The 24436-nt window shown below is 68.4% G+C and carries 25 protein-coding genes; 12 read left to right on the top strand and 13 right to left on the bottom strand.

The window, feature by feature from the left end:
• Window positions 1-28 precede the first annotated feature (28 nt).
• Together VN11_RS16100 and VN11_RS16095 are read right to left on the bottom strand one after the other, a co-directional pair.
• On the bottom strand, window positions 29-370 hold the full coding sequence (locus VN11_RS16100; protein WP_004153024.1) for a hypothetical protein: 342 nt from the start codon (window positions 368-370) through the stop codon (window positions 29-31).
• Window positions 371-494: 124 nt separating this feature from the next.
• Window positions 495-1670: a thiolase family protein gene (locus VN11_RS16095; RefSeq protein ID WP_053450469.1), complete on the bottom strand. Its 1176-nt coding sequence runs from the start codon at window positions 1668-1670 to the stop codon at window positions 495-497.
• Window positions 1671-1853: 183 nt separating this feature from the next.
• Between VN11_RS16095 and VN11_RS16090 the strand changes: the two genes are divergently transcribed.
• Window positions 1854-4694 (top strand): autotransporter serine protease, encoded by a 2841-nt coding sequence (locus VN11_RS16090; RefSeq protein WP_053450468.1) that lies wholly within the window; start codon window positions 1854-1856, stop codon window positions 4692-4694.
• Between the two features lie 47 nt (window positions 4695-4741).
• Here the strand turns inward: VN11_RS16090 and VN11_RS16085 are convergent, their stop codons facing one another.
• Window positions 4742-5839, bottom strand: a complete 1098-nt coding sequence (locus VN11_RS16085) for a Glu/Leu/Phe/Val dehydrogenase dimerization domain-containing protein (protein ID WP_049456104.1) — start codon at window positions 5837-5839, stop codon at window positions 4742-4744.
• 279 nt (window positions 5840-6118) lie between these two features.
• Here VN11_RS16085 and VN11_RS16080 point away from each other — a divergent pair, with 279 nt between their 5' ends.
• Window positions 6119-7195, top strand: a complete 1077-nt coding sequence (locus VN11_RS16080; protein WP_053450467.1) for an HDOD domain-containing protein — start codon at window positions 6119-6121, stop codon at window positions 7193-7195.
• Between the two features lie 3 nt (window positions 7196-7198).
• On the opposite strand, the gene VN11_RS16075 is transcribed toward VN11_RS16080, so the two are convergent.
• The 3 genes from VN11_RS16075 to VN11_RS16065 all read right to left on the bottom strand — a co-directional run bounded on the left by VN11_RS16075 (window position 7199) and on the right by VN11_RS16065 (window position 10135).
• The gene (locus VN11_RS16075) at window positions 7199-8788 is read right to left on the bottom strand and encodes a phospholipase D family protein (protein ID WP_053450466.1); all 1590 of its coding nucleotides are present in this window, start codon (window positions 8786-8788) and stop codon (window positions 7199-7201) included.
• 91 nt (window positions 8789-8879) lie between these two features.
• Window positions 8880-9578, bottom strand: coding sequence for an RNA pseudouridine synthase (locus tag VN11_RS16070; protein ID WP_053450465.1), 699 nt, complete (start codon window positions 9576-9578; stop codon window positions 8880-8882).
• Between the two features lie 56 nt (window positions 9579-9634).
• Complete coding sequence (locus tag VN11_RS16065) at window positions 9635-10135, bottom strand: M48 metallopeptidase family protein (RefSeq protein ID WP_008267667.1); 501 nt, start codon at window positions 10133-10135, stop codon at window positions 9635-9637.
• A gap of 62 nt (window positions 10136-10197) precedes the next feature.
• Between VN11_RS16065 and VN11_RS16060 the strand changes: the two genes are divergently transcribed.
• The gene (locus VN11_RS16060; RefSeq protein WP_053450464.1) at window positions 10198-10755 is read left to right on the top strand and encodes a DUF2058 domain-containing protein; all 558 of its coding nucleotides are present in this window, start codon (window positions 10198-10200) and stop codon (window positions 10753-10755) included.
• A 170-nt stretch (window positions 10756-10925) separates the two neighbouring features.
• On the top strand, window positions 10926-11192 hold the full coding sequence (locus tag VN11_RS16055; protein ID WP_006460850.1) for a DksA/TraR family C4-type zinc finger protein: 267 nt from the start codon (window positions 10926-10928) through the stop codon (window positions 11190-11192).
• Window positions 11193-11759: 567 nt separating this feature from the next.
• Here the strand turns inward: VN11_RS16055 and VN11_RS16050 are convergent.
• Together VN11_RS16050 and VN11_RS16045 are read right to left on the bottom strand one after the other, a co-directional pair.
• Entirely contained in the window at window positions 11760-12353 is a 594-nt protein-coding gene (locus tag VN11_RS16050; RefSeq protein ID WP_006462204.1) for a mechanosensitive ion channel family protein, read from the bottom strand.
• Window positions 12354-12386: 33 nt separating this feature from the next.
• Window positions 12387-12566 (bottom strand): hypothetical protein, encoded by a 180-nt coding sequence (locus VN11_RS16045; RefSeq protein ID WP_053450463.1) that lies wholly within the window; start codon window positions 12564-12566, stop codon window positions 12387-12389.
• A gap of 126 nt (window positions 12567-12692) precedes the next feature.
• Between VN11_RS16045 and VN11_RS16040 the strand changes: the two genes are divergently transcribed.
• From VN11_RS16040 to VN11_RS16030, 3 genes are read left to right on the top strand one after another with little or no spacing between them, the layout of a single operon-like run.
• A complete protein-coding gene (locus VN11_RS16040; protein ID WP_053450462.1) occupies window positions 12693-13271 on the top strand; it encodes an RNA polymerase sigma factor in 579 nt (192 codons plus the stop codon).
• Complete coding sequence (locus tag VN11_RS16035) at window positions 13268-13801, top strand: hypothetical protein (RefSeq protein WP_053450461.1); 534 nt, start codon at window positions 13268-13270, stop codon at window positions 13799-13801. The genes VN11_RS16040 and VN11_RS16035 overlap by 4 nt, the downstream gene beginning before the upstream one ends.
• 10 nt (window positions 13802-13811) lie before the next feature.
• Window positions 13812-14693, top strand: coding sequence for a DUF4097 family beta strand repeat-containing protein (locus VN11_RS16030; RefSeq protein ID WP_053450460.1), 882 nt, complete (start codon window positions 13812-13814; stop codon window positions 14691-14693).
• A 49-nt stretch (window positions 14694-14742) separates the two neighbouring features.
• On the opposite strand, the gene VN11_RS16025 is transcribed toward VN11_RS16030, so the two are convergent.
• From VN11_RS16025 to VN11_RS16015, 3 genes are all read right to left on the bottom strand, one after another.
• A complete protein-coding gene (locus VN11_RS16025; protein ID WP_005410566.1) occupies window positions 14743-14925 on the bottom strand; it encodes a hypothetical protein in 183 nt (60 codons plus the stop codon).
• Between the two features lie 11 nt (window positions 14926-14936).
• Window positions 14937-15230: a YkgJ family cysteine cluster protein gene (locus tag VN11_RS16020; RefSeq protein ID WP_080375010.1), complete on the bottom strand. Its 294-nt coding sequence runs from the start codon at window positions 15228-15230 to the stop codon at window positions 14937-14939.
• Window positions 15231-15459: 229 nt separating this feature from the next.
• On the bottom strand, window positions 15460-16821 hold the full coding sequence (locus VN11_RS16015) for an Hsp70 family protein (protein ID WP_008266863.1): 1362 nt from the start codon (window positions 16819-16821) through the stop codon (window positions 15460-15462).
• A 168-nt stretch (window positions 16822-16989) separates the two neighbouring features.
• Between VN11_RS16015 and VN11_RS16010 the strand changes: the two genes are divergently transcribed.
• Window positions 16990-17325 (top strand): zinc ribbon domain-containing protein YjdM, encoded by a 336-nt coding sequence (locus VN11_RS16010; RefSeq protein WP_006462284.1) that lies wholly within the window; start codon window positions 16990-16992, stop codon window positions 17323-17325.
• A 7-nt stretch (window positions 17326-17332) separates the two neighbouring features.
• On the opposite strand, the gene VN11_RS16005 is transcribed toward VN11_RS16010, so the two are convergent.
• Window positions 17333-18484 (bottom strand): transglutaminase domain-containing protein, encoded by a 1152-nt coding sequence (locus VN11_RS16005; RefSeq protein ID WP_053450458.1) that lies wholly within the window; start codon window positions 18482-18484, stop codon window positions 17333-17335.
• 229 nt (window positions 18485-18713) lie between these two features.
• On the opposite strand from VN11_RS16005, the gene VN11_RS16000 reads away from it, so the two are divergent.
• The 4 genes from VN11_RS16000 to VN11_RS15985 all read left to right on the top strand — a co-directional run bounded on the left by VN11_RS16000 (window position 18714) and on the right by VN11_RS15985 (window position 21578).
• Window positions 18714-19316 (top strand): HD domain-containing protein, encoded by a 603-nt coding sequence (locus tag VN11_RS16000; protein WP_053450457.1) that lies wholly within the window; start codon window positions 18714-18716, stop codon window positions 19314-19316.
• A 49-nt stretch (window positions 19317-19365) separates the two neighbouring features.
• Window positions 19366-19539: an oxidoreductase-like domain-containing protein gene (locus VN11_RS15995; protein WP_008265759.1), complete on the top strand. Its 174-nt coding sequence runs from the start codon at window positions 19366-19368 to the stop codon at window positions 19537-19539.
• Window positions 19536-20153, top strand: coding sequence for a DUF998 domain-containing protein (locus VN11_RS15990; protein WP_053450456.1), 618 nt, complete (start codon window positions 19536-19538; stop codon window positions 20151-20153). The genes VN11_RS15995 and VN11_RS15990 overlap by 4 nt, the downstream gene beginning before the upstream one ends.
• 78 nt (window positions 20154-20231) lie before the next feature.
• Window positions 20232-21578, top strand: a complete 1347-nt coding sequence (locus VN11_RS15985) for a virulence factor family protein (RefSeq protein WP_053450455.1) — start codon at window positions 20232-20234, stop codon at window positions 21576-21578.
• Between the two features lie 201 nt (window positions 21579-21779).
• Here the strand turns inward: VN11_RS15985 and mprF are convergent, their stop codons facing one another.
• The gene (gene mprF, locus VN11_RS15980; RefSeq protein ID WP_053450454.1) at window positions 21780-24344 is read right to left on the bottom strand and encodes a bifunctional lysylphosphatidylglycerol flippase/synthetase MprF; all 2565 of its coding nucleotides are present in this window, start codon (window positions 24342-24344) and stop codon (window positions 21780-21782) included.
• Window positions 24345-24436 lie beyond the last annotated feature (92 nt).

Genomic DNA, 24436 nt, shown 5'->3' with positions numbered 1-24436 from the left:
TTCCAGAACAGCGTGAAGAAAGAAGTTATTACTTCTTGGCTTCTTCAGCAGCGTCCTTGGCCTTCTCGGCAGTGCCTTCGGCAGCCTTGGCAGCGTCGGCAGCAGCGCCGGCAGCAGCGTCGGTGGCAGCAGCGCCAGCCTGGGCAGCGGCGTCAACCGAAGCGTCAGCAGCGGTGGCGGCGGTGTCAGCGGCCTGCTGGGCAGCGTCGGCGGTCTGGGCGCCAGCAGCGGCGGCCTGGTCGGCAGCAGCCTGGGCTTCGGTGGCGGCTTCGTTGGCCGAAGCAGCGGCGTCCTGGGCAGCTTCCTGCTTCGAGCAGGCGGCCAGGGCCAGAGCCAGGGACATCGCGACCAGCAGCTTGTTGATGCTCATTGTGTAAATCCTCGTCGTTAGAATTAGGCAACGCGCATGCTGCGCGCCGACAACATGATGACAAGCCAATATTGGGTGTCAAGCGATCCCGCATTCATTTTTGCGAAATCATCGTTAAATCTTTTCAAATCAATTCGATGGCGATTGCGGTTGCTTCGCCGCCACCGATGCAGAGGGTGGCAATGCCGCGCTTGCCACCGCGCGTGCGCAGCGCGTTGACCAGGGTGACCACCAGGCGTGCACCCGAGGCACCGATGGGATGGCCCAGCGCGCAGGCACCGCCATTCACGTTGAGCTTGTCGTGCGGGATGCCCAGCTCACGCATCGGCGCCATCGCCACCACGGCAAAGGCTTCGTTGATTTCGAACAGATCGACCTGGTCCAGCGACCAGCCGGTCTTGTCCAGCAGCGTGTGCAGCGCGCCGATCGGTGCGGTGGTGAACCACTCCGGCTCCTGCGAGTGGGTGGCGTGGCCGACAATGCGGGCCAGCGGGGTGATGCCACGCGCGGCGGCATCTTCCTCGGTCAGCAGGACCACGGCGGCCGCGCCATCGGAAATGCTGGAGGAGCTGGCGGCGGTGACGCTGCCGTCCTTCTTGAAGGCCGGACGCAGGGTCGGGATCTTGGCGATGTCCGAGCGCCCCGGCTGCTCGTCGGTGGCGACCTCGACCTCTCCCTTGCGGGTAGCGACCTTCACCGCGACGATCTCATCGGCGAATGCGCCATTGGCCTGCGCGGCCTGCGCACGCTTGACCGATTCGATGGCGTAGGCGTCCTGCTCTTCGCGGCTGAACTGGTACTTGTCCACGGCGCATTCGGCGAATTCACCCATCGCCTTGCCATCGTAGGCGTTGACCAGTCCGTCATGGGCCATGTGGTCGACCGCCTGGAAGTTGCCGAAGCGGTTGCCGGTACGCGAGTTCGGCAGCATGTGCGGCGCGTTGGACATCGATTCCATGCCGCCGGCAACCACGATGCTGGCCGAGCCGGCCTTGATCAGGTCATGGCCAAGCATGATGGTCTTCATGCCCGAGCCGCACACCTTGTTGAGGGTGGTGGCGCCCACCGACAGCGGGATGCCGGCGGCGATCGCCGCCTGGCGGGCGGGCGCCTGGCCGAGGTTGGCCGGCAGCACGCAACCCATGAGGACCTCGGAGACGTCGCTGGCCGGAACACCCGACTGTTCCAGGGCGGCGCGGATGACGGCCGCGCCCAGGGTCGGGGTCGGCACGCCGTTGAACTGGCCGAGGAAGGAGCCGATGGCGGTGCGCTTGGCGGCGGCGATGACGATGTTGGACATGGCAATCTCGTTGATGCGTAAGCAATGTTCGGAAAGGAGACCGGAGGCCGTTGGAAGCGCCCCGGTTTCCCGGCAGACTGCGTGGGGGTCGGCCCAAGTATAGAGGGTCGCGGAGGGCCGTCGCTGGGCGCGGCCGCATGCCAGCCAGGATCAAGGCCGGCCAACGTTCATGGGAAGGAATCGATGGAACGCACGACGATGGTGAGGTCTGCCCTGGGTACCGCGCTGGCCATGGCGCTGACGGCATGTGGCGGAGGCGGAGGCGGCAGCAATGTACGCATCGATCCACCGCCGACCGCGCCGCCCCCGACCACGCCTCCCCCCACCACGCCGCCGCCGGCCAAGCCGCAGGAGCCGGCCTTCGATGCGCATCTGTCAGTCACCAACGCGCGGGCCGCACAGGCGGCCGGTCTGACCGGGCAGGGCGTGCGCATCGGCATCGTTGATTCCGGGGTGCAGCGCAATGCGGTGGCGCTGAACGGGCGGGTGCTGGCCAACCTCAACTACATCGATCCGGCCAGGAACAATCTTGCGGTCGACGATGTGGTTGGCCACGGCACGGCGGTGGCCAGCCTGGCCGCCGGTGCAGCGGTGGGAACGTGGCCGGGAGGCATCGCGCCGGGGGCGCAGATCGTATCCGCGCGGATCATTTCCGACACGCCGCCGACCGATGACGGCAGTGGGCGCGGCAATGCCTTCAGCGGTCCGCTGGGCGTGGCGCAGGTCCACCAGGACCTGATCAGCTACAACGTGAAGGTGATGAACAATTCGTGGGGCGGCCTGTACTGGACCGACCTGCCGACCACCGCGCAGGTGGCGGCCGAATACCGCCCGTTTGTCATCAACCACGGCGGCCTGGTGGTGTTCGCAGCCGGCAATGACGCGCGCACCGAACCCAGCAGCCTGGCCGCGCTGCCCAGCCAGAAAGGCGTGGCCGGCACGCTTCCGGCGGCCGACCTGGAGCGCGGCTGGCTGGTGGCGACCGCGGTTGATCCCTACACGCCGGGTGCACTGGCCAGCTATGCCAATGCCTGCGGCCAGGCGGCCCGCTACTGCCTGGCGGCGCCGGGCAGCGCGGTCTATCCCGATGCCAGCGGTGGCAGCTATTACTGGAACTACGGCACGTCATTCGCCGCGCCGTTGATCTCCGGTGCGGCGGCGCTGGTCTGGCAGCGCTTCCCCTACTTCAACAACGATCTGGTGCGGCAGACCCTGCTGGGCACCGCCAAAGACATCGGCGCGCCTGGCGTGGACCCGGTGTTCGGTTATGGCCTGCTGGACATCGGCCGAGCGATCAAGGGCCCCGGGCGCTTCGACTGGGGTGATGTGGTCGCCAACGTGGATGTGGCCTCGACCGGCTCGCTGTGGAGCAACGACATCGTCGGCAGTGGCGGCCTGGTCAAGCAGGGCAGTGGAACCCTGGTGCTGGGCGGCAACAACAGCTACACCGGTGCCACCCGCATCGAGCGCGGCATCCTGTCGCTGCAGAACGGCGGTGTCATCCGTTCCAACGTGACCATCCTCGGCCAGCCCGATCCGGATTCGACCGGCCTGCAGTTCAATGGTGGCACGCCGCGGGTGATCGGCAACGTGGTCAACGGCAGCAGCGTGTTCCTGACCACCGGCAGCACCACCGGTACCATCGAGGGCAACTACACGCAGCAGGCAGGTGGCCAGCTGATGATCGCGCTCGGTGCCAATGCGCTGCAGGTGACCGGCACCGCCTCGATCAATGGTGGCGTGCGCGTGCATGGCTTCGTCTCCGGCTATGTGCCGCAGAGCGGCAGCCGCCAGGACCTGGTCCATGCGGCCGGTGGCCTGAGCGGCACCTTCAGCAGCCCGGCCACCTCCAGCGGCCTGCAGGGCCTGTCGCTGCTGCAGAGCAGCTATGGCTATGACAGCAACAATGCCTGGTTGAACCTGACCCAGGTCAGCGTCACTGCGGCGGCGACCGGGCTCACGGCCTCGGCGCAGTCTGCCGCGCAACGACTGGAAGGTGCGTTCAGCGCGCTCGATGGCAGTCCCGTCCTGCAGGGCTCGGCGTTCGGCGCGGCGGCCGGCGCGCTGCAGTGGACCGGCGGTGGTCGTGATGGCCTGGCCGCCAGCCTGCAGAGCCTGTCGGGACAGGCGCATGCGCGGGCCGAGTCGGCCACCTTCGACAGCATCGACATGTCACGCCGCGCGATCGCCGAACGCTTCGATCGGGTTCAGGCCGCACCACGGCTGCGTGGCACCTGGCAGAGCGCCTTGGGCGAGGCCGGGCAGGGCAGCTTCGCCGGCAACAGCGCCGACAGCCGCGGCTGGATGACTGGCCAGGATCTGGCCTTGGGCAGCAACGGGCTGATGGGCGTGGCCTTCGGCGAGACCCGCAGCAACGGCGGCAGCAGTTTCGATGGAGCGCGCGGTCGTGATCGGCAGGCGCAGGCGCAGTTGTATGCCGGCTGGAACCTGGGGCGTGGCTACGCGCTGGCCCAGCTCGGCAGCGGCCAGTTCACCCGTGCGCTGGATCGCCAGCTGCTGCTGGGTGCCGGCGCCTACGGCGTCTCTGCGCGCTACGGCGGGCGCTTCAGCACTGCCAGCGTAGAAGGCGGCTATCGCTTCGGCCGTGCCGGTGCGTCGCTGACACCTTACCTGGGCGCCAGCACCACGCGCGTGGAGACCGACGCCTTCCAGGAGCTGGGTGGTTTCGGCTTCGGCCTGCGTGGCGATGCCAACCGCGTGCAGCGCAGCCAGATGCTGGCCGGTGTGCGCGGTGAGCGGGGGTGGGGGCGATGGACGCTGCGCGGTCATGCCGAGTGGCAGCAGCGGCTCGATGGTGCCGATGCGGATTGGCAGGCCAGTTTCGTCGGCGTCGATGCCTGGGCGCCACTGGCGGGCTGGAACACGTCGCGCGGAAGTGCGTTGTTCGGCGTGGCGCTGGAATCGTGGTGGGGCCGCAATGGCCGCCTGAGCCTGGGCTTCGACCAGCGTGTCGGTGGCGAAGGCGCGCGGCAGGCGGCCCTGCGCTACAGCACCGGGTTCTGAGTGATCGGTCGCGCCGGGGCCCAGGCCCGGCGCGACCCTCCGCAGGCTCAGCCGCCGCGCAGGTTGCCCAGGCGCGGGGTGCTGCGGCCCAGCGGCATCTTCAGCTTGCCGATCGACAGGATGCGGCTTTCGGCGATGCGGTCGGCGGCACGCTGCGGGGCGATGTTCTCGCGCTGCGACAGTTCGAAGATGCGGGTGAGGTTGTGATAGATGCTGCGGATCAGGCGCATCGCGCGTTCGCGGTTGTAGCCGTCGATCTCCAGCGACACGTTCATCACGCCACCGGCGTTGACGGCGTAGTCCGGTGCATACAGGATGCCGCGCGCATGCAGCTCGTCGCCGATTTCCAGGCTCGACAGCTGGTTGTTGGCGGTGCCACAGATGATCTTCGCCTTGATCCGCGGCAGGGTATCGGCATTGATCGCGCCTTCCAGCGCGCACGGCGCGAACACATCGGCGTTGACCTCGTGGATCTCGTCCGGCTTGACCGCTTCGGCGCCGAAATCGCTGACCGCACGATCAACCAGGCTGCTGTCCAGATCGGTGACATACAGCTTGGCGCCGCGGTCGCGCAGCAGCTTCACCAGCTCCATGCCGATGTGGCCCAGGCCCTGCACCGCGATGCTGGTCTTGCCCACTTCTTCATGCCCGAACTTGAAGCGCATCGCCGCCATCAGCGCCTGCAGCGCACCGTAGGCGGTGAAGGGGGCGGGATCGCCGGAGCCGCCATGGACCTGGTGAACGCCGGTCACGAACTGGCTCTCCAGGTAGATGTTCTCCATGTCGTTGACGTCGGTACCGACGTCCTCGGCGGTGATGTAGCGCCCGCCCAGCGAATCGACGTAACGGCCGAAGGCGCGGAACAGCACCTCGGTCTTGTCCACCTTGGGGTCGCCGATGATCACCGCCTTGCCGCCACCGACATTGAGGCCGGCCAGCGCATTCTTGTAGGTCATCGTCCGGCTCAACCGCAGCACGTCGGCCAGCGCCTCGTCGGTGCTGGCGTAGGGGCGCATGCGCACGCCGCCCAGGGCCGGGCCCAGGGTGGTGTTGTGGATGGCGATGATCGCCTTCAGCCCGGCATCGTGGTTGTGGCAGAACACCACCTGTTCATGGCCGGTGGTGGCGAGGGTTTCGAATAGCATGGCATCTCCGATGGCGCGAACAGCGGCGAACTGCGGCGAACGGCCAGTGAACGGTAGGGTCCCAAAAACAAAAAAAGCGACGTCGTCGGTGCAGGGGGACGGGTCGCGCGGCGCCATTCTAGTCCATTCCTCCGGCCGCTGCCGTCGACATCGGCGGACGCCCGGTTAAAGAAGATGAAAGCGCGGCCGATGCTGCGACGACGGCGGGTCGCCGGATTCGTGTGAAGAGGCAGGACGGTCAGTGACGGCAAAGGCAGCACAACGACAGGGCGGGCGGCGATGACGCCGGCCTGGTGGCGATCGCTGCGCGCGTGGCTGGCGCGCTCGACCGGGGCGGCGCCGTCGCGGTTGGCCGCAGCATCGCGGCAGGCGGTGGCCGCCGCTGCGGCCAGCCTGCAGGGCGAGGCGCTGCCACCAAGTGAGATCGCGGCGCACCTGCAGCGCGGCCTGCATGCGCTGGCGCTGTATCCGCGGCTGGCCGGCGAACCCGCGCCGGTCCAGGACCCGGCGCTGGGCGAGGCGGTGGCACGCGCGCTGCAGGATCGCGACTGGGCGGCCCGGCACCTGCCCCGGCGTCCGCAGCTGTTGCCGCAGCTGATCCAGACCGTCAACGACGACGCGGCCTCGGCGCGGGTGATGGCGGCGATCATCGGCCAGGACCCGGTGCTGACCGGCAACCTGCTGCGCATTGCCAACAGCCCGGCGTACAAGGTGCACGAGCGGCCTGTGGAAAGCCTGCAGCGGGCGGTGACCCTGGTCGGCACCGAAGGCGTGCGCCAGATCATCAGCGCGGTGCTGGTGCAGCCGGTGATGCAGGTGCAGTGCGAGGTGTTCCCGCAGTTCAGCACGATCATCTGGGAGCATGCGTTGCTGGCCTCGCGCGCGGCCGCCGACCACGCACGCACGGTCACCTTCGGCGATGCTTTCGCCGCCCAGTGGCTGGGCCTGGTGCAGGGGCTCGGCGCGGCGCTGGTGATGCGCCAGCTGCTGCAGGAAGCGCAGGCGCGCGGCGAAACCGTGGAGCCGGCCCTGGCCCTGCAGCTGCTGCAGCAGTGGTCGTTGCCACTGGCCCAGCGCGTGGCGGCGGCCTGGGAATTGCCCGAACCGGTGCACCAGGCTCTGGCACCGGAAGCGGACGGACCGCTGGCCGACAGCCTGCGCCTGGCCAGCGCCGCTGCGGCTGCCAGCCTGCTGTGCAGGCACGGGCATGCCAGCCAGAACCGCATGCTGGCCCTGCTTGAACAACTGCCGTCGGCACCGCCGCATACCCTGCGCTGGATCTGGCGGCGCCTGCACGGGCGCAGTGTGGAAACGCGCGATGAGGCCGGGCAGGAACAGGCATCGCCGTCGCCCTGAGCGCTACAGCTGCGATTCCACCGGCAGCCAGCTGATCACCCGTGCGGTCCAGCGCTTGCCCAGGCTCGCCCCGGGTTCGGCCTCCACCCAGTGCGGCGGCGGTTGCCGCTCCAGCCAGCGCAGCGCATCGTCGTGTCCCAGGGCCAGCCACCAGCTGTGCGCAGGGCTGGCCAGGCGCAGGTACTCGTCGCGCAGCTGCGCACCCAGCACCGGATCGTCGAACAGCACTCCCATCTCGGTATTGAGGTAGGCCGAGCGCGGATCGAGGTTGAACGAGCCGACGAAGCCGCGGCGGTCGTCGACCACGAATGCCTTGGTGTGCAGGCTGGCGCCGCTGCTGCCGAACAGGCTGGTATCCGGCTGGCCGTGTGCCTTCAGTTCGTACAGCTGCACGCCAGCCTTCAGCAGGGGTACGCGGTAGCCCATGTAGCCGCCGTGCACCGCAGCCACGTCGTTGGCGGCCAGCGAATTGGTGACCACGCCCACCTGGGCGCCGCGCGCGGCCAGTCCCGAAAGGCCCTCCACGCCATCGTTGCCTGGCACGAAGTAGGGCGAGATCAGCAGTGCGCTGCGACGGGTGGTTGCCAGCTCGTCGCTGAGCGTATTGACCAGCCAGTGGCGGCGATCATCGTCGCGATGCTTCATCGGCGGATCGGAGGCGATGCGCACGTTCGCGCTCCAGTGCAGGGGCTCCGGCGTAGGCCGCTGCAGGCCGCGCGATGCGGCCACGCGTTGCAGGTAGGGCTGCGCCCTGGCATGCAGCGCATCCAGGTCCGACTGCCGCACGAGTTGCCGCAGCTGTTCATCGCTGTAGGAGGCCAGCGCGGAAATCGGAATGGCCGTGCTGCTGTTCCAGTAATCGTCGAAGATCCGGTTGGCCTGCTGCACGGCCGGTCCGGCCACCACCAGGTCAAGATCCTGGAAGTTCACATCGTCGCGTGCACTGAAGTATTCCTCGCCGATGTTGCGCCCGCCGACGATCGCGATGCGGCCATCGGCGATCCAGCTCTTGTTGTGCATGCGGTGGTTCACGCTGAAGGCGCGTTGCACCAGCTCCAGCGTGCGTGCGATGCCACTGCGGTTGCGGAACGGGTTGTACAGGCGGATCTCGATGTTTGGATGCGCATCGAGCGCCATCATCAGCGCATCCTTGTCCCTGGCGTTCATGTCGTCGAGCAGGATGCGCACGCGCACGCCGCGTTCGGCGGCGTCATACAGCGCCTTGGCCATCAGGTGGCCGACCAGGTCGTCGTGCCAGATGTAGTACTGCAGGTCCAGGCTGCGTCCTGCGTGCGCGGTGATCATCGCGCGGGCCGCGAACGCATCCATGCCATCGCTGAGGAACGCGACGCCGGACTTGCCGGGATGGGCCTGCTGCAGTGGCACGATCTGCTGGTCGATGCGCGTCTGCGCCGGTTGCAGTGGCAGCACGTGCGAGGGCGCGCCCTGTGCCTGCGGCGTGAGATGGTCGGCCAGCAGCAGGCCGGACAGGACCAGCAGCAACAAGGCGGCGACGATGATCGCAGCGACACGCAGCAGGCGTTGCCACAGGGGCTTGGGCGGACTCATGCCCCGATGGTAGATCCACGCCATGCGTGGATGAAAGCCAGAAGACCTGTTGCAATGGCTCCACGACTTGCGTGGATGGCTTCTTCAGGCAATGTCATGCCATGCGTGGATGGGGTCAGAACCGCTCGTCACTGCCCAGGTAGCGCCACTGCCCCGGCGGCAGCGGCCCGAGTGCCACGCGCCCGATACGCAGGCGACGCACGGCCGCGACCTGCAGCCCGGCGGCGGTCACCGCCACGCGCAGGCCCTTGGCGGTCAGCCCCTTGCCGGCAAAGCGCAGGCGCTGTTCGCTCTGCCAGCTGACCTTGGCACCGCCGGATTCCTGCTGCAGGCGCGCCAGCAGCCACGGCCCACGCTCGGGGCCACCCTCAGCCACTTCGATCAGGTACTCCTGCTCGGTGCGGCCCAGGTTGCGCTGCAGATGGGCCAGCGTGGCCGGGTCCTGGCTGACCACCACCAGGCCGCTGTCGCTGGCCGGCAATGCGGCGGCCAGCTGCAGGCCGTGGAAATGGCGCTGCAGCGGACGGATGCCGCTGGCATCAAGCTCGCTGCGGCTGTCACTGCTGACCAGCGCGCACAGGGTCTCGGCGGCGACGCCGGCCGGCTTGTGCAGCAGCATGCTGACCCGTTCGGCCTTGTCATCGCTGGCCTGCTCGGCCACCACGATCACGGCGTTGTCGTCGACCGGGCGCTGTGGCTGTTCCACCACCTCGCCATCGACCGTGACCCAGCCACCCTCGATGTAGCGCCGGGCTTCGCCGCGCGGGATGCCGAGCAGGGCGGACAGGCGTTTGTCGAGACGGATCGGTTCCATGGCGGGCAGGTCGGTCAGGTCGGGCAGGGGGCGCGCAGTGTAGCTGCTGCGGCCGGTCAGCGCTGGCCGCGGTTGACCAGCTCGGTCAGGTACAGGCGGGTATCGAACTCCAGCTGCAGGTAGTCCGGCTCCATGTGCTGGCACAGCTGGTAGAAAGCCTTGTTGTGGTCGGCTTCCTTCAGGTGGGCCAGCTCATGCACCACGATCATGCGCAGGAATGCCGCCGGCGCCTGGCGGAACACGGTGGCGATGCGGATCTCGCGGCTGGCCTTGAGGCGACCGCCGTGTACGCGAGAGATGGCGGTGTGGGTGCCCAGCGCGTGCTTGATCACTTCCAGCGTGTTGTCGTAGCAGACCTTGTTGAGCGGCACCGACTTGCGCAGGTAACGGTCTTTCAGTTCCTGGGTGTAGTCGTACAGCTGGCGGTCGCTGCGCACCTCGTGCGGGTCCGGGTAGCGCTGCTGCAGCCAGGGGCCGAGCTTGCCCTGCGCCAGCAGTTCACTCACCTGGGCGACCAGGGGTTCGGGATAGCCGGTGAGGTACTTCATCACTGCCATGCAGGGGGGGCGGGGCGCCGGTAGAATGGGGCCTCCAAGATTACACGCGGTACGCAACGACCATGGCAAAGCCCAACGCGCTGCAGGAACAATTGCTCAAGGCCGGCCTGGCCAAGAAGTCGCAGGCCAGCGCCGCCGCGAGCGCGCAGGCCAAGGCCCGCCAGGGCAAGGCCGAATCGACCTCGGCCGAGGTCCAGCGCGAAGCTGAACGCGCCCGCGCCGAGAAGGTCGAGCGCGACCGCGCACTGGCCGCCGAGCGCAATGCCCAGGCCAGGCAGGCTGAACAGAAGGCGCAGGCCAGGCAGATCATCAGCACTCATGCCGTGCCCCACAAGGGCGATGATGAGTACCGCTTCAGCGACGGCGCGGCGATCCGCACCCTGCTGATCGACCCCAAGCTGCGCAAGGCACTGTCGGTGGGCGTGCTGGTCATTGTCGCGCACGGTGAAGGCTATGCGCTGCTGCCGCGTGCCGCCGCCGAGAAGGTGCGTGAACGCGCCCCGGAAGCGATCATCGTCGACCACGGCCAGCCGGGCTCGACCGCCGAGATCTCCACCGGCAACGCCGAGGACGATGCCTACTACGCCCAGTTCCAGGTGCCCGACGACCTGGTCTGGTAAGCAAAAAGGGGACGGAGGGGATTAAGCCGCAATCGGCCTGATCGAACCCGTTCGCATCCTGTTCGTCTTCCTGAAGAGCAGCCGAGCACGGCTCGGCTCCGCATCACGGCCTGTCTTTTTGCCGGCGTGTATCGTCCCCATATCAGGCGACACACCTGCGGAGGATGGCCATGGCCACCGGTTGGGCGGGAGATGGCGCGGTCCAGGATCAGATCGACGCTACCGTTGATGATGCGATTGCCCGCGCGCGGCGCCAGCTGCGCCAGGGTCCGGGTCTGGAACACTGTGAGGAATGCGACGCGCCGATCCCGTTGGCGCGGCGCCAGGCCGTGCCCGGGGTACGCCTGTGCGTGGCCTGCCAGCAGGCGCTGGATGATGAGGAACACGCGCACAGCGGCTACAACCGGCGCGGCAGCAAGGACAGCCAGCTGAGGTAAGGGATGTTCGGCAGGGCTGCGCCCTGCACCTGCAGAAGCCAGTGCAACAGCCGAAGCAACGGCAACAGCGGGCATTCCGCGGGTTGGCGGGGCGGTGTCGGAGTGCGGGGACGCCGCAAGTACGTCCATGTAGGCTTGGCAGCCGCATCCATGCGGCTGACACCCCGCAATCCGACACCGCCCCACCTTCGATAGGTTCACGCCGCTGTTGGCAACGGCGGCCGTTGGAACGCGCGGCTGTTGGTAGGTGTCGACCTTGGTCGACACGACTCTTCTGTCAGATATCGAGTGAATCATCCGCGCATGGCGCGGCTCTACTGTGTCGACCAAGGTCGACACCCACCAGAGCGGAACGCCGTTCCGGCAGATCGCGGGAAACTGTCGAAGGCGGGGTGGGTCCGGTGGCGGGAGTGTCCGCGGCATGGATGCCGCGGCCAAGCCCCCATGGACGGGTTTACGGCGTCTCCCGCCACCGGACCCACCCCGCCATCCCACAGGAAGCCAGCCTTTGACGTTGACGTTGCCTCGGCGGGTGCAGGGCGCAGCCCTGCAAAGAAAAAAACCCCCTCAGCCGTCGCCCTGGATCCCGCCGGGAGCCTGCGCCGGGTCGCGCCAGCGACGCACCGTGCGCTGGAAGAACAGGTTGTTCGGCAGCTGCAGCACCGTGCCCTCGTGGCCATCACCGGTTTCCTGCAGCGTCGTGTAGATCAGGTTCACGTCGATCACCCGGCCCTTCAGCCCAGGTTTCTCGCCGTTTTCCAGCACCTCGATGTAGTCGTGCAGGCGGAACGGACGGGTGGTGAAGATCAGCAGCGTGCAGAAGATGTTGGACAGCACGCTCCAGGCCGCGAAGAAGGCCACCGCGCCCACCGCGGCGAAGCCGGTGAAGGCGGTCCAGAGTACCGACGGCTTCGCGCCGAGCAGGCTGAGGATGTACAGCAGGGCACTGAAATAGACCACGAAGCTGGTGATCCGGCGTGCGCCCATCACCATCTCCGGCGGCAGCGTGTAGTGCTCGGCGAAGCGGCGGATCAGGCGACGGGCGAGCAGACGCAGCAGCCAGGCGACCAGCAGCACCAGCACGATCTGCAGGGCGACGCCGGCGTAGTTCAGCCACGGGTGGGTCCAGGGCGGCAGGTGGTCTTTCAGCGACAACATCATGGGGCGACTACGGCGGGGGAACGGCCCCCGATGTTACCCGGCGCGTGCGGGGGATTCGACCGTGGGCGTCCAGGCCAGGCAGACCAGCTCCTTGCGATGCTGCTGCAGGCAGGCGCGGCCGTTGTCGGGGCGAAGCTGCAGCGACAGCCCCAGCGCCTGCAGCAGGACGCAGGCGGCGATCACCAGCAGGGCAGCGCAGGATGGGCTGGACATGGCAGGACTCCCGGACGGCATTTTCGCGAAGGACCCTGCATGGATGCAGCGGCCGCCGAAAAGGTTGCAGGGAATCGATCATCATCCGGCTCTAAACCTTTTCCCGGGCCGCCGCATCCAAGCGATATGCTCGACACCACCATGCCCGCGCCGCCTGCCGCCAACGACGCCGTCGACGAATCCGCCCTGGTGCGGGCGGCGGCCGCTGGCGATACCGCCGCCTACGAACTGCTGTACCGGCGCCACGCGCCCCGCGTATTTGCCGTGCTGTGGCGGCTGTGTGGGGGCCAGCAGGCGCGTGCCGAAGATGCGCTGCAGGAGGCCTTCCTGCAGGCCTGGAAGGCGCTGCCGGGGTTCCGTTTCGAGAGCAGCCTGTCGACCTGGCTGCATCGGCTGGGCGTCAATGCCGCCCTGATGGAACTGCGTGGGCGCGCGGCCGGGCAGGACCACGACAGTCTGGATGAGGTCGACGGCGGGCTGCAGGAACTGGCGGTGCATGACCGCTGTGCCGGCACCGAGCGCGACCTGGAGCGCGCGCTGTCGACGCTGCCACCACGGGCACGTGCGGTACTGGTACTGCACGATATCGAAGGCTGGAAACACCAGGAAATCGCCGAGCAGCTGCAGATGGCTGTCGGCAGTTCCAAGGCACAGTTGCATCGTGCGCGCGGTTTGTTGCGTGCACGGCTGGGAGACATGACATGACGACACACGACCACGATTCCGATTCCGCGCTGCTGGCACGCCTGCGTGCCCTGTCCAGCGAACGCAGCGTGCCCGCCGATGGCTGGGAGCGCCTGTCGGCCCGGCTGCCACCGCGTGAACCACCGTCGGCGCCTGCAGCGGATGGCAATGTGGTGGCCCTGCCCATGCGTCCGAGGCGGCGCTGGTGGCTGCCGGTGGGCGCGGCCCTGGCGGCCAGCCTGGCGGTGTATGCGGTGGCGCCGTGGCGCCATGCGCAGCCTGACATGCCGGCGCCGTCCGCGCTGCAGCTGCAGGCCGCGGCGATGACCGAGCAGTACCAGCAGGCCGTGGCCTCGCTGCCCGATGGCCGGGCGCCGGAATGGCAGCCGGCCCTGCATGAACTCGATGAAAGTGCCGCGCAGATCCGCGCCGCACTGGCGCAGGACCCACGTGCGCCGCACCTGCTTGGCCAGCTCAAGCGCACCTATGCGCTGCGTCTGGAACTGACCCGGCAGGCGGCCTATGCCGCCGAGTCCGGCCTGGCGACCTGAGGAGACCCCCATGACCCGAACCCTGATTTCCTGCTGTGTGGCGCTGTTGCTGGCACCCTCGCTGGCGCTGGCCGACACCCGTATCGACGAACGCCACACGCTGGCCGCCGGCGGTCGCATCGAACTGAGCAACGTCGCCGGCAAGGTGACCGTGCGCGGCTGGGACCGCAATGATGTGCAGCTCACCGGCACGCTCAGTGACGGCCTGCAGCTGCGCCAGGAGAAGAGCGCCAACCGCGTGCGCTGGGAGATCGAGTACCCGCGCCGCAACAACAACGGTGGCGCCACCCTGGTGCTGAATGTGCCGCGCTCGGTGGAACTGCTGCTGAGTACGGTCAGCGCCAGCCAGGACATCAGCGGCATCGACGTGCGCCGCCTGCAGGCCGATACGGTCAGCGGCAGCCTGAGCGCGGCCGGGCGCAGTGGCGACAGCAAACTCAACACGGTCAGCGGCAGTGTCAGTGCACGCCTGCAGACCCCGAAGCTTGACGTCAATACGGTCAGTGGTCGGATCGAGGCCGGTGGCGGCGTATCCGGTGATATCGGTGCGCAGACCGTGTCCGGCCGGGTCGAGGTGGACGCCGGGCGGGTGCAGCGGCTGGCGGTGGAAACCGTGTCGGGCAGCATCGAGCTGGCAGCGGCCGGGTTGGCACCGGGTGGCCGCGTCAACGTCGAATCGGTGAGCGCCTCGGTGACGCTGAGCCTGCCGCGCACGGTGTCGGCGCAGCTGTCGGTGAACAGCTTCAGCGGTTCGATCAACAGCGATGCCGGGCAGGTGGAGCGGCCGCGCTACGGGCCGGGCAGCCACCTCGACACGCGGCTGGGCGGCGGTGATGGTGACATCCGCATCCAGTCGCATTCGGGCAGTGTGCAGGTACGCCTGGATCGCTGAGCGCGGTCCGGCAGGCCGCGGCGGCAGCGCCGCCGCGGTCGGTACTGGGTCAGCTGGCTTTCTTCAGCGCCCAGGTGGTGCCGAGGACTTCGATCTTGCCACCGGCCTTGCGGAACGCAGCCAGGTCCGAAGCGATCGAATCACTGCTGACCACGGTGCTGGCGGCCGCGCCCTTGCGTTCGCTGCGGATGCTGTTGCTGGCCTTCGCGGGGGTCTTTGCCTTGCGGGGCATGGTTGCTCCTGTCAGGTGGAAGGGGAGGAAAGCGACCAGGCATCAGCCTGGCGCAGGTAGTCCTGCCGCTCGCGGCGGCAGTCATCGCCGCCCATCGAAAACTGGCGGCAGATCGCCGGGCGCTGCGAATAGATCGTGCAGCGCAGGTGATAGGGATCGATCGCCGCGCACCAGCCTTCCTCGTTGCGTGCCATCACGGCACGGCCGTGGGCGTCGCGCGAAAGGAACTGGCCGGGCACCTGGTCGCCGGGCTGCAGCAGCACGGGCAACCGGCAACAGACCGCGTCACAACGGCGGCAGTCGATGGGTGCAGGTGCTGCGTCAGGTTGTAAGGCCTCTGGGGCCTGGCGGGTGCCCAAAGCGGGTCTCGATGGCGGCTCCGGTGGTACGCGGACCATGAACGAGCCAGGAAGGCATGGTCGCTAGGCCCGCAGGGCGGGCCGGGCTGCACGGAAGACACGCACCGGCGTGGCCGGTGGAAGGTGCAGCTGGGTTCTAGCCGACCAAGGGTAACTTAGACCGCGTAACGTTTTGTTAATCCTGGCTGGCTGCGGCCAGCGCAAGGCCCTGGACCACCCCCAGCGAGGGTTCGCCGTGGACCATGCGGGCGCCCGGGAAGGCCTCGGCCACGGCCTGGCGCAGGTAGCCGGCACGGGACATGCCGCCGGTCAGGAACACCGCGTCCGGATCGCCACCGATATCGCTGCGGACCTGGGCCAGCAGCTCGCGGATCTGCTCCAGGTACCCATGCGCGGCGGAGGCCAGGCCGTCGGCGCTGCTGTCGGCATGCAGGTCGCGGGCGATGTAGTCCAGCGTGCTGCGGTGTTCACTGGCGGCGCTCAGGGCGATCTTCGCGCGTTCGACATCGCGGTACAGGCGCGCGGTGTTGCCGGTGTCCTGCAGGGCCTGCAGGCGGTCGCCCCAGGGCGCGTCCACATGGTCGTACTTGTGCAGGCGGAAATCGCGCTGCCGGGTCATGTCCTGCACGGTGGCCGCTTCCACGTAGTGGTGGGTGGGCACGCGGGTGATGCCGCGGCCGAACAGCGGCATGTAGCTGGACAGGCTCAGCGCCAGGTCGATGTCGGTACCACCACGGGCGATACCCCAGGCGCGGTGGATGCGCGGTGCGTCGTCGCCGCCGACTTCGGCATGCGCGATGTCGGTGGTACCGCCGCCGATGTCGACGATTACCGCCTGGTGCCGCTCGCGGCTTTCGGCGTGGTAGTGCATGGCCGCCGCCGCCGGCTCTTCGAGGAAATCGATCTGGTCGAAGCCGGCCTGGGTGGCGGCCTCGCGCAGGATGTCCAGTGCCTGGTCGTTGCCGGCCGCGCCGATCGAACTGCGGAACTGCACCGGGCGGCCGAGCAGGGCGGCACGCAGCGGGCGGCCAAGCTGTGCGCTGGCGGTCAGGCGGATGTGTTCAAGGATGTGCGCGGCGATGCCGGTGATGGTCTGCCTGGCGCGCGGGTGCAGGTTGTAGCCCAGCATCGACTTCGGGCTCTGCACCAGGTTGCCTTCGTGTTCCTCGAAATACGCTTCCAGAGCCTCATCACCGTAGACCGCGTTCTGCAGCAGGTCGCTGGCGCTGCGTTCCTGGCCGGCACGGGCTTCCATCCACTCGCGGCGAAGCGCGCGCAGGGCTTCGCGGCGCAGCGCCTGTGGCGTGCGTTCCTGGCCGGCGGCACGCGCTGCGCGGGCGGCGCTGTCGATCATCTGCTGCAGCTGGTGTTCCTGGCCGTCGTCGAGCTGGAAGTCGTCCGGGTCGGGCACCACGCCGGGGAAGTACACGCTGGTGCGGAACTGCTCGGCGTCACCGAAGCGGATCGGCAGCAGTTTTCCCTCATGCACGATGGCGGCGGCGGAGTTGCTGGTACCGAAGTCGATGCCGAGGCGCATGGGGAGTTCCGGGGACGATCAGGGGTCGCGCACTCTGCTGCAGTTCGCTACCAACTGCAAGTTCCAGCGCCTTGTGGAGGGGGGACCGCCGGCGCCCCTCCGACGGAATGGGAAAAAGGGCCGGCCGGTTACAATGGCGCCTGTTGATTCATTTTGAGGTACTTGCCGATGTCGTCCGCCCCCGCCTGCCCGCAGTGCACCCTGGAAAACACCTATGCCGATGGCGCGCTGTGGATCTGCGCCGACTGCGGCTTCGAGTGGACCGCCGAGGAAAGCGCCGGTTCGACCCTGGTCGTGCGTGACAGCAACGGCAATACCCTGCAGACCGGCGACACCGTCACCGTGATCAAGGACCTGAAGGTGAAGGGCTCCTCGATCCCGCTGAAGCAGGGCACGGTGATCCGCAACATCCGCCTGGTCGAGGACGATGCCGAGCACATCGAAGGCAACTCGGACAAGATCAAGGGGCTGGTCCTGAAGACCTGTTTCCTCAAGAAGGCCTGACCGGACCTCAGCGCCTGGCCTGCTGCGCGCGCCAGCGCGCCAGGCTGTCCAGCTTGGCCTGGTAGCGTGCCTGCTCCTGGGCCCCGCCCAGTTCCTGCGCGCGCAGCATTTCGCGATCGGCACGCTTGAGCTGGCCGGCCAGGAAATAGACCCGTGCCAGCCCGAAGTGGAACTGGTGCGCGGTGTCATACAGGCGCACCGCCTGGCGGTAGTAGCGGATCGCCGCATCCAGCTGGCCCGCACGCTCGGCCTTGGCGCCCAGCATGTACTGCGCGAACGGGTCCTCGCGCTGCACCGACGTCAACCGGCGCTCCAGCGCCTGCGCCTGTGCGGTCAGGCCCAGGCTGCGGAACAGTGCCGAGGCATTGGTCAGCGCGGCATCCTGGCGTCCATCCAGCTGCAGCGACCTGTCCAAGGCCTGTCGGGCGCCCTCGTTGTCGCCTGCGCGATGGTCGAGCACGCCGACGTTGTTCCAGACCGGAGCGAACCCGCTGTCCTGGGCCAGCGCCGCGTCGAAGAACGCGCGTGCGCCCACCAGGTCACCTTCGGCAAGGTACTCGGCGCCGCGGTTGTTGTAGAAATGCGCCAAGGCCCGCGCACGGCTGACCGGAACCGGCCCGCGTCGGTCGTAGAGCACGTTGCGGTCGAGGTCGACGGTACCGAAACGCCCGCCGACGTCGACGCCGGCGTTGACGTGCCCGACGTTGTAGACCACGCCGTTCTGCTGGTCCTGGTACCACGACACCACCTGTCCCACTTCCTGCACGCGGGCCTGGATGCCGGCTTCGCGGGCAAGCGTCACGAACAGCAGGGTGAAGGCCAGGCAGTTGGCCTGGCGGTGCTGCCAGATCTCGCTGACGGTGTAGGTCGCATTGGCGTCGTACTGCAGGTCCAGCCCGTGCTGGTCGAAGATCATTTCCACCAGCGCCTGCAGGCGCTGGTCGCGGGAGTAGCTGCGCTGGATCACCTGCTTCTGCAGCATCGCGCGCAGGTCCGCCGGAATGGCGAACACCTCCTCCGGCGTCGGCACGCGCGGAGCCGACACGGTGATGGTCGGAGTGGTCACCACCGTTGCAGGCGGCGCCGGGTCCGCGCCGAAGGCCGGCGCACAGAGGGCGAGCAGCGAAAGGGCCAGGCAAGGGACGGAAGGACGGTACATGACAGCTCCCGGCAGCGGCGGGCGCTCCCGCCTGTGGCGAGTGTAGACCCAGGGATGTTCCGCTGCAGCGACCGTTGGTCGGCGTCGCGGTTCATCCACAACCGGTGTGGACCAGCGCTCGACAAAGCTGTGGACAACCGCGCCCAGGCCGCGCCCGGCAAGCGTTGTGAGTGCGTGGTGAAAAAGCAGCCAGCTTGCCCGCCGCCGACGCAGGCGGGATGATCCGGGCATGGACTTCTCACCGCTCTCGCTTGCCCCGGCGCAGTGGCAGGCGCTGCAGGACAGCTATGCAACGCCGCCCCGCGCCTACCACCACTTCGGCCACGTGCGCGCCGTGCTGCAGCACTGCCAGCAGGTGGCTGATGGCCCGGGCTGGCAGCAGCCGGCCGAGGTCTATCTGGCCGTGCTGTACCACGATGCGATCTACCAGGCCGGGCGCAAGGACAACGAGGCACGCTCGGCGCAGTTGGCCTTGCAGGCAATCGCACAGGCACCGGAACTGGCCGCCGTCGATGCCGCCCGGGTCGAGCAGCTGATCCTGCTGACTGCCCGCCATGGCGAGCTCGGCCCGGACGATGTCGATGCCGAGGCCGCGCTGTTCCTGGACTGCGACATGGCGATCCTGGCCGCGCCGGAACCGGTGTTCGCTGCCTACGACCGGGGCGTGGCCGAGGAGTACACGGGCGTGGTGCCGGGCTTTCTGTACCGCGCCGGGCGCCGGCGTTTCCTGCAGGGCCTGCTGCGTGCGCCACGCATCTTCCTCAGCGACTTCTTCCACCAGCGCCTGGATGCCGCGGCCCGCGACAACCTGCGCCGGCAGCTGGACCGCTGAGCCAGCCCGGTACACTGGGGTCTGTTTCCACCGATCGCCGTTTCCGACCGTGTCCGTTCCTGATCCCGATCCCCGTCCGCTGCCACCGGAAGAGCCTGGTCCCAATGAGTGCTGCGGCAGTGGCTGCCCGCTGTGCGTGCTTGACCTGTATGCCGATGAGCTGCAGCGCTACCGCAAGGCCCTGGCCGAGTGGCAGGCGCGGCATCCGGAAGCGGCGCCATGAACCGCGCACGTCCGGCGGCAGTACTGGCACTGGTGGCGTTGCTGCTGTTCGTGGTCACTGCGCTGTGGACCCAGTTCGTGCGCACCGACCTGGACTGGGTGCGGGCCACGCTCAGCCTCTACCTGCATGGGCCGTGGGGGCTGGCACTGCGCGCGGCGTATTGCCTGTTGGCGCTGGCCATCGCGGTGCTCGGCATCGCGCTGTATCGCGGCAGCATCGGCCCGCGTCGCAGCGGGGCCGCGCCGCTGCTGTTCACCGTGTCCGCACTGGGGCTGGCCACCGTCGCCATCGGTGACAGCTGGCTGCCCGATGCAACGCCGTTGCTGGCACCGTTCATCCATGGGCTGGCGGCCAACACCGCGTTCCTGTGTGCCAGCGTCGGCATGCTGCTGCAGGCCTGGTACCTGCGCCGCGAACCGGGCTGGCAGTCCGCCGCTGGCCTGCTCTGGGGCTGGGCGTGGCTTGCGTTCGTGCTTCTCTGGCTGCACGTGCTGTGGCGCGTCGGGCCACCGCGTGGGCTGGGGCAGAAGGTTGTGATTGCGGTGATCGTGGGCTGGCTGCTGTACCTGGCGCTGGCGTTGTACCGCCGCAGCCGCCGCCGCGCCCCCCACTGAACCCCCAACGGCCTGCGCCGGTACGTGCCGTGCACGCGGTGGCGGCGTATCGTGTGCGCATTCCATCGGGGCTGCGATATGAAGCGTGCAGGGCTGGGCAGGGCAATGGGTGTGGTACTGGCGCTGGCTGCGCTGCCGGCAATGGCGGCGGCCAACGTGCAGCAGTTCAGCCACGGGCGGTTCGAACAGATTCCGGTGCATATGCCGTCGGGAACGCCGCAGCGGGTAGTGATCTGGTTCCATGAACCTTCTGCCGGCGGTGATACCAGCCGTTTGCCGATCGAGGCGCTGCGTGCCGATGGCGCGATGGTCGCGGCCGTGGACATCGCGCATCTGCGCGGCGTGCTCAAGCGCGAGGGTGACCCGACCTGCTCCTTTGGTTCCGGCGATGTCGAGAACTTCTCGCGCTGGCTGCAGGCGTCGCTGCATCTGCCCGGCTACCACCTGCCGCTGGTCGGCGGCGATGGTGAAGGTGCCGAAATGGCCTACTCGCTGGCGGCGCAGGCCGATACCCAGGTATTCGCCGGCCTGCTCACCACCGGCTTCTGCCCGGACCACAGCCACGAACGCATGGTCTGCGGCGATGGCGTGAAGCGCAACAGGTTGCAGCCCGCCGAACTGAACTTCCCGTGGTTGAGTGCGGCCGGTGATCACGGCTGCAAGGTGGGCGAGGCCAGCGGGTTCGTGCAGCAGGTGGCGATGGCGCGCGAGTTCAAGCGCACCGCGCGCGGTGACGCCTCGCCGGGGCTGGTGGCTGCGGCGCGGGTGATGGGGGCGCAGGCAGGTGTCAGCCTGGCACCGCCACCGGCTGCGCTGAAGGGCCTGCCGGTGGTGGAAGTGCCTGCAGCCGGCAACGGCGACACGCTGGCCGTGTTTGTCTCCGGCGACGGTGGCTGGGCCGGCCTGGACAAGGACGTGGCGTCGTCGCTCAACGAGCACGGCGTGGCGGTGGTCGGCATCGATTCGCTGCGCTACTTCTGGAGCGAGCGCACGCCGAAGGGCTTTGCTGCGGACCTGCAGAAGATCATCGATCACTACCGCCAGCAGTGGCACCGCGACAAGGTCATGCTGATCGGATTCTCGCAGGGCGCCGACGTGCTGCCGGCCACCATCAACCAGCTCGATGCAGATACCCGCGCGGCACTGGACCGTATTGTGCTGCTGTCGGTGGGCAAGAAGGCCGACTTCGAGTTCCATGTCAGCAACTGGCTGGGCGGCGGCGGTGACGGCCTGCCGATCGCGCCGGAAGTGGCGAAGCTGCCGGCTGGCAAGACGTTGTGCGTGTATGGGCAGGACGACGATGACGCGTTGTGCCCGGGCCTTCCCGCCAACGATGGCGTGCAGAAGGTGAAGCTGCCGGGCGACCATCACTTCAATGGTGACTACGACCGCCTGGCCGAGGTGATCCTCAAGGGTGGCGCCTGACGCTCATGTAGCGTCGAGCCATGCTCGACGGACGTTGGTAGGCGCCGACCTTGGTCGGCGCCGGGGAGCGTGTCGACCAAGGTCGACACCTACCTGGGGTTGCGAAGGGCGGCGCGTAAAGCGGAGGGCGTGCGAACCAACGGTTCGCACCCACCAGAACGCGCCGCAGTAGCGTCGAGCCATGCTCGACGGATCGCGGCCTCAATTCCGCCGCGGGTCCAGCGAGATCAGGCGCGTGGCATCCAGCAGCGCCGCCGGCAGGTGCATGCCGCCGGGTGCTGCCAGATAGCGCGGCCGCCACTGTGGATCGAACTTCGACTTGAAGCGGCGCAGACCACTGAAGCCATAGAAGCGTTCACCGTGCCGCGCCAGCAGGCCGGCCAGCCGGTTCCAGCGGCCCGCGAGCCGATGCTGGGCCAATCCGGACAGCGGCGCCATGCCCAGCGAGAAGCGCGCGTAGCCTTGCGCGCGGCCCCACAGGAACAGTTCGATGAAGAGGAAGTCCATCGTGCCCTTGGGCGCCTCGTTGACATGGCGCATCAGGTCCACCGACAGCTCGGCGCCGGCCGGTGCCTGCCACAGGTTGGCGAACGCCACGATCTGGCCTTCGGCCTCGACCAGTGCGACCGGGAAGCGCGCCAGGTAATCCGGGTCGTAGCTGCCCAGCGAGAAGCCCTTTTCATCGCCGGCCTTGTCGTCCAGCCAGGCGTTGGAGATGGCATGCAGGCGTGGCAGCAGGCTGGGAATCTCTTCCACGGGTGCCACCCGGAATGACAGGCCGCTGCGCTTGCCGCGGTTCCAGGCCTGGCGCAGGTCGGCACGTTCGCGGCCTTCCAGGCCGAAGTCGTGCAGCGGCACCATCGCTTCCTCGCCCAGCTTGACCAGGCCCAGGCCAAGGTCCAGGTAGGTCTGCCAGTAGGTCTCGCCCACCTGGTAGAACACCGGGCGCAGGCCCAGTCGGTCGGCCTCCTCGCGGAAGCGCCAGATCAGTGCGCGGGCGACCTCCGGCGGTCCGACCGGATCGCCCATCGCGATCAGCGAACCGCCATAGCGCTGCATCATCACGAAGCCCTGCTTCGCATCATCGCGCAGCACCGCCTTGTCGGCGGTCAGCACCAGACAGGCCTGGGTATCGGTGGCACCGGCCAGCACCGGCGCCAGCGATTGCAGCGTGGCTTCATCGGCGGCCGGCAGCGGGCTGCGGGTGCTGTGCAGCAGCCGCGCCAGGCCGAACATCACCAGCGCGATGGCCACCAGCAGCAAGGCTCGCAGCGCGCGCGGCGCGTTGCCGGACACCGCGAATTCCCACCACAGCTCGTTCTGGTATTCGACATGGCTGTAGGTGAAGAACAGCAGCCAGGTAACCGCCACCAGCACCAGCCCGAGGTTGCGCAGCCACGGCCACGACCACGCTTCATCCAGCAGTGCGCCCTGGCGGTAGAACTCGCGGCGCGCGGCCCACAGCGCCATCGCCACCAGCAATGCGGACACCGCGATCAGCGGCTGGCCGCCGCGCAGCCACAGTGGCAGCGGGGTGATCACACACACCGCCATCGCCAGCATCCACGCAGCGTGGCTGCGCCGGGACAGGCCCTGGCCGATCAGCAGCAGCGCGACACCACTGAGGCTGCCGATCAGGTGCGAGGTTTCCAGGATGGGCAGCGAGGCGTTGACCAGATGCCGGCGTGGCGTGGGCAGCGTGCCGTCAATGACCAGCGCCGCGCCGATGCTGAACGCCGCCAGCGCGATGATCTGTGGCAGCCAGGGGCGCAGTGCGTTCCAGCCGGCGCGGGTGGCGCCGGCGCTGGCCTGCAGCGGTTGCCGCAGCGCAGGGGTCAGTGCGAGCAGGGTGGCCAGCACCAACGGCAGCACGTAGTAGGTAACGCGGTAGATCAGCGCGGCGGCCAGCACCGCCGCCGGTGCAACCTGCGGCAGCAGCTTCAGCAGGCTCCATTCGAACACGCCGAGGCCGGCGGGGACGGTGGAGACCAGGCCGGCCAGCACCGCGACCAGGTACAGGCCGACGAAGCCGGGCAGGCCGGTGGGCGTCGAGTCCGGCAGCAGCACGTAGAACGCGGCGCTGGCCAGTACCAGTTCGATCACGCTGAGCACGGTGACGCCGATCATGGTGCGGCGGTCGGGCAGCCACAGGCCATGCCCGAACACGCTGAACTGGCGGCCTTCGCGGCCGACCAGCAGCAGCATCGCCATATAGGCGAACAGCGCGATGATGCCGACCACGCGCACCGCGTCCGGATTCAGCGGCAGTGCCAGCGCCGCGGCTTCAGGCTCCATGCACAGCGCCACGCTGATCAGCAGCCAGGCACCGAACACGAAGCCGAGCGTGCTCATCAGCACCACCTGGCCGATCTGCGCCAGGTCCAGGCCGGCGGTGCGGTAACCGCGCAGGCGCACCGCGCCACCGGTCAGCGCGGCGAAGCCCACGGTCTGGCCCAGCGTATGTGCCAGGAATGCGGTGATGCCGATGCGTGCCGGATGCACGCGGATGCTGCTGCGGCGCAGGCCGATGGCGTCAAAGCCGATCAGGCAGGCGTAGCTGGCCAGGCCAAGCACCACGGTAAGCGCGATCTGCGTGCCGCTGAGTTGATGGAAGGCATGGCGGATGGCGCGGTAGCCGTTCTCATCGAATTCATTGGCCAGCCCATGCAGGGCCAATGCGAGGATCAGCAGCGGGATGACGATGGTGAGGACCCGCTTCCATGCCGGGGTGGAGGAAGCGGTGGCGGGGTCGGTGGCTGGGGTCATCAGCGCAAGGGTGCGTCAGGGAGGGGGAGGGCGGTGTCAACGCGGGCGTGGCGCATCGTGCGCCTGTCGCGGGCATTTGACCAGCGGGTGTG

The sequence above is a fragment of the Stenotrophomonas maltophilia genome, from assembly GCF_001274595.1.
In the GTDB taxonomy this organism is placed as follows: domain Bacteria; phylum Pseudomonadota; class Gammaproteobacteria; order Xanthomonadales; family Xanthomonadaceae; genus Stenotrophomonas; species Stenotrophomonas forensis.
This window is presented reverse-complemented; position numbering and strand designations above follow the sequence as displayed.

Bases quoted from the DNA above. Each gene is read 5' to 3' on its own strand.
- VN11_RS16035 (WP_053450461.1), top strand. From the start codon at position 13,268: ATGACGACACACGACCACGATTCCGATTCCGCGCTGCTGGCACGCCTG.
- mprF (WP_053450454.1), bottom strand. From the start codon at position 24,344: ATGACCCCAGCCACCGACCCCGCCACCGCTTCCTCCACCCCGGCATGG.
- VN11_RS16090 (WP_053450468.1), top strand. From the start codon at position 1,854: ATGGAACGCACGACGATGGTGAGGTCTGCCCTGGGTACCGCGCTGGCC.
- VN11_RS16095 (WP_053450469.1), bottom strand. From the start codon at position 1,670: ATGTCCAACATCGTCATCGCCGCCGCCAAGCGCACCGCCATCGGCTCC.
- VN11_RS16010 (WP_006462284.1), top strand. From the start codon at position 16,990: ATGTCGTCCGCCCCCGCCTGCCCGCAGTGCACCCTGGAAAACACCTAT.
- VN11_RS15985 (WP_053450455.1), top strand. From the start codon at position 20,232: ATGAAGCGTGCAGGGCTGGGCAGGGCAATGGGTGTGGTACTGGCGCTG.
- VN11_RS16045 (WP_053450463.1), bottom strand. From the start codon at position 12,566: ATGTCCAGCCCATCCTGCGCTGCCCTGCTGGTGATCGCCGCCTGCGTC.
- VN11_RS16055 (WP_006460850.1), top strand. From the start codon at position 10,926: ATGGCCACCGGTTGGGCGGGAGATGGCGCGGTCCAGGATCAGATCGAC.
- VN11_RS16050 (WP_006462204.1), bottom strand. From the start codon at position 12,353: ATGATGTTGTCGCTGAAAGACCACCTGCCGCCCTGGACCCACCCGTGG.
- VN11_RS16070 (WP_053450465.1), bottom strand. From the start codon at position 9,578: ATGGAACCGATCCGTCTCGACAAACGCCTGTCCGCCCTGCTCGGCATC.
- VN11_RS16060 (WP_053450464.1), top strand. From the start codon at position 10,198: ATGGCAAAGCCCAACGCGCTGCAGGAACAATTGCTCAAGGCCGGCCTG.
- VN11_RS16080 (WP_053450467.1), top strand. From the start codon at position 6,119: ATGACGCCGGCCTGGTGGCGATCGCTGCGCGCGTGGCTGGCGCGCTCG.
- VN11_RS16030 (WP_053450460.1), top strand. From the start codon at position 13,812: ATGACCCGAACCCTGATTTCCTGCTGTGTGGCGCTGTTGCTGGCACCC.
- VN11_RS16000 (WP_053450457.1), top strand. From the start codon at position 18,714: ATGGACTTCTCACCGCTCTCGCTTGCCCCGGCGCAGTGGCAGGCGCTG.
- VN11_RS16100 (WP_004153024.1), bottom strand. From the start codon at position 370: ATGAGCATCAACAAGCTGCTGGTCGCGATGTCCCTGGCTCTGGCCCTG.
- VN11_RS16040 (WP_053450462.1), top strand. From the start codon at position 12,693: ATGCTCGACACCACCATGCCCGCGCCGCCTGCCGCCAACGACGCCGTC.
- VN11_RS16015 (WP_008266863.1), bottom strand. From the start codon at position 16,821: ATGCGCCTCGGCATCGACTTCGGTACCAGCAACTCCGCCGCCGCCATC.
- VN11_RS16005 (WP_053450458.1), bottom strand. From the start codon at position 18,484: ATGTACCGTCCTTCCGTCCCTTGCCTGGCCCTTTCGCTGCTCGCCCTC.
- VN11_RS16085 (WP_049456104.1), bottom strand. From the start codon at position 5,839: ATGCTATTCGAAACCCTCGCCACCACCGGCCATGAACAGGTGGTGTTC.
- VN11_RS15990 (WP_053450456.1), top strand. From the start codon at position 19,536: ATGAACCGCGCACGTCCGGCGGCAGTACTGGCACTGGTGGCGTTGCTG.
- VN11_RS16075 (WP_053450466.1), bottom strand. From the start codon at position 8,788: ATGGCGTGGATCTACCATCGGGGCATGAGTCCGCCCAAGCCCCTGTGG.
- VN11_RS16065 (WP_008267667.1), bottom strand. From the start codon at position 10,135: ATGGCAGTGATGAAGTACCTCACCGGCTATCCCGAACCCCTGGTCGCC.
- VN11_RS16025 (WP_005410566.1), bottom strand. From the start codon at position 14,925: ATGCCCCGCAAGGCAAAGACCCCCGCGAAGGCCAGCAACAGCATCCGC.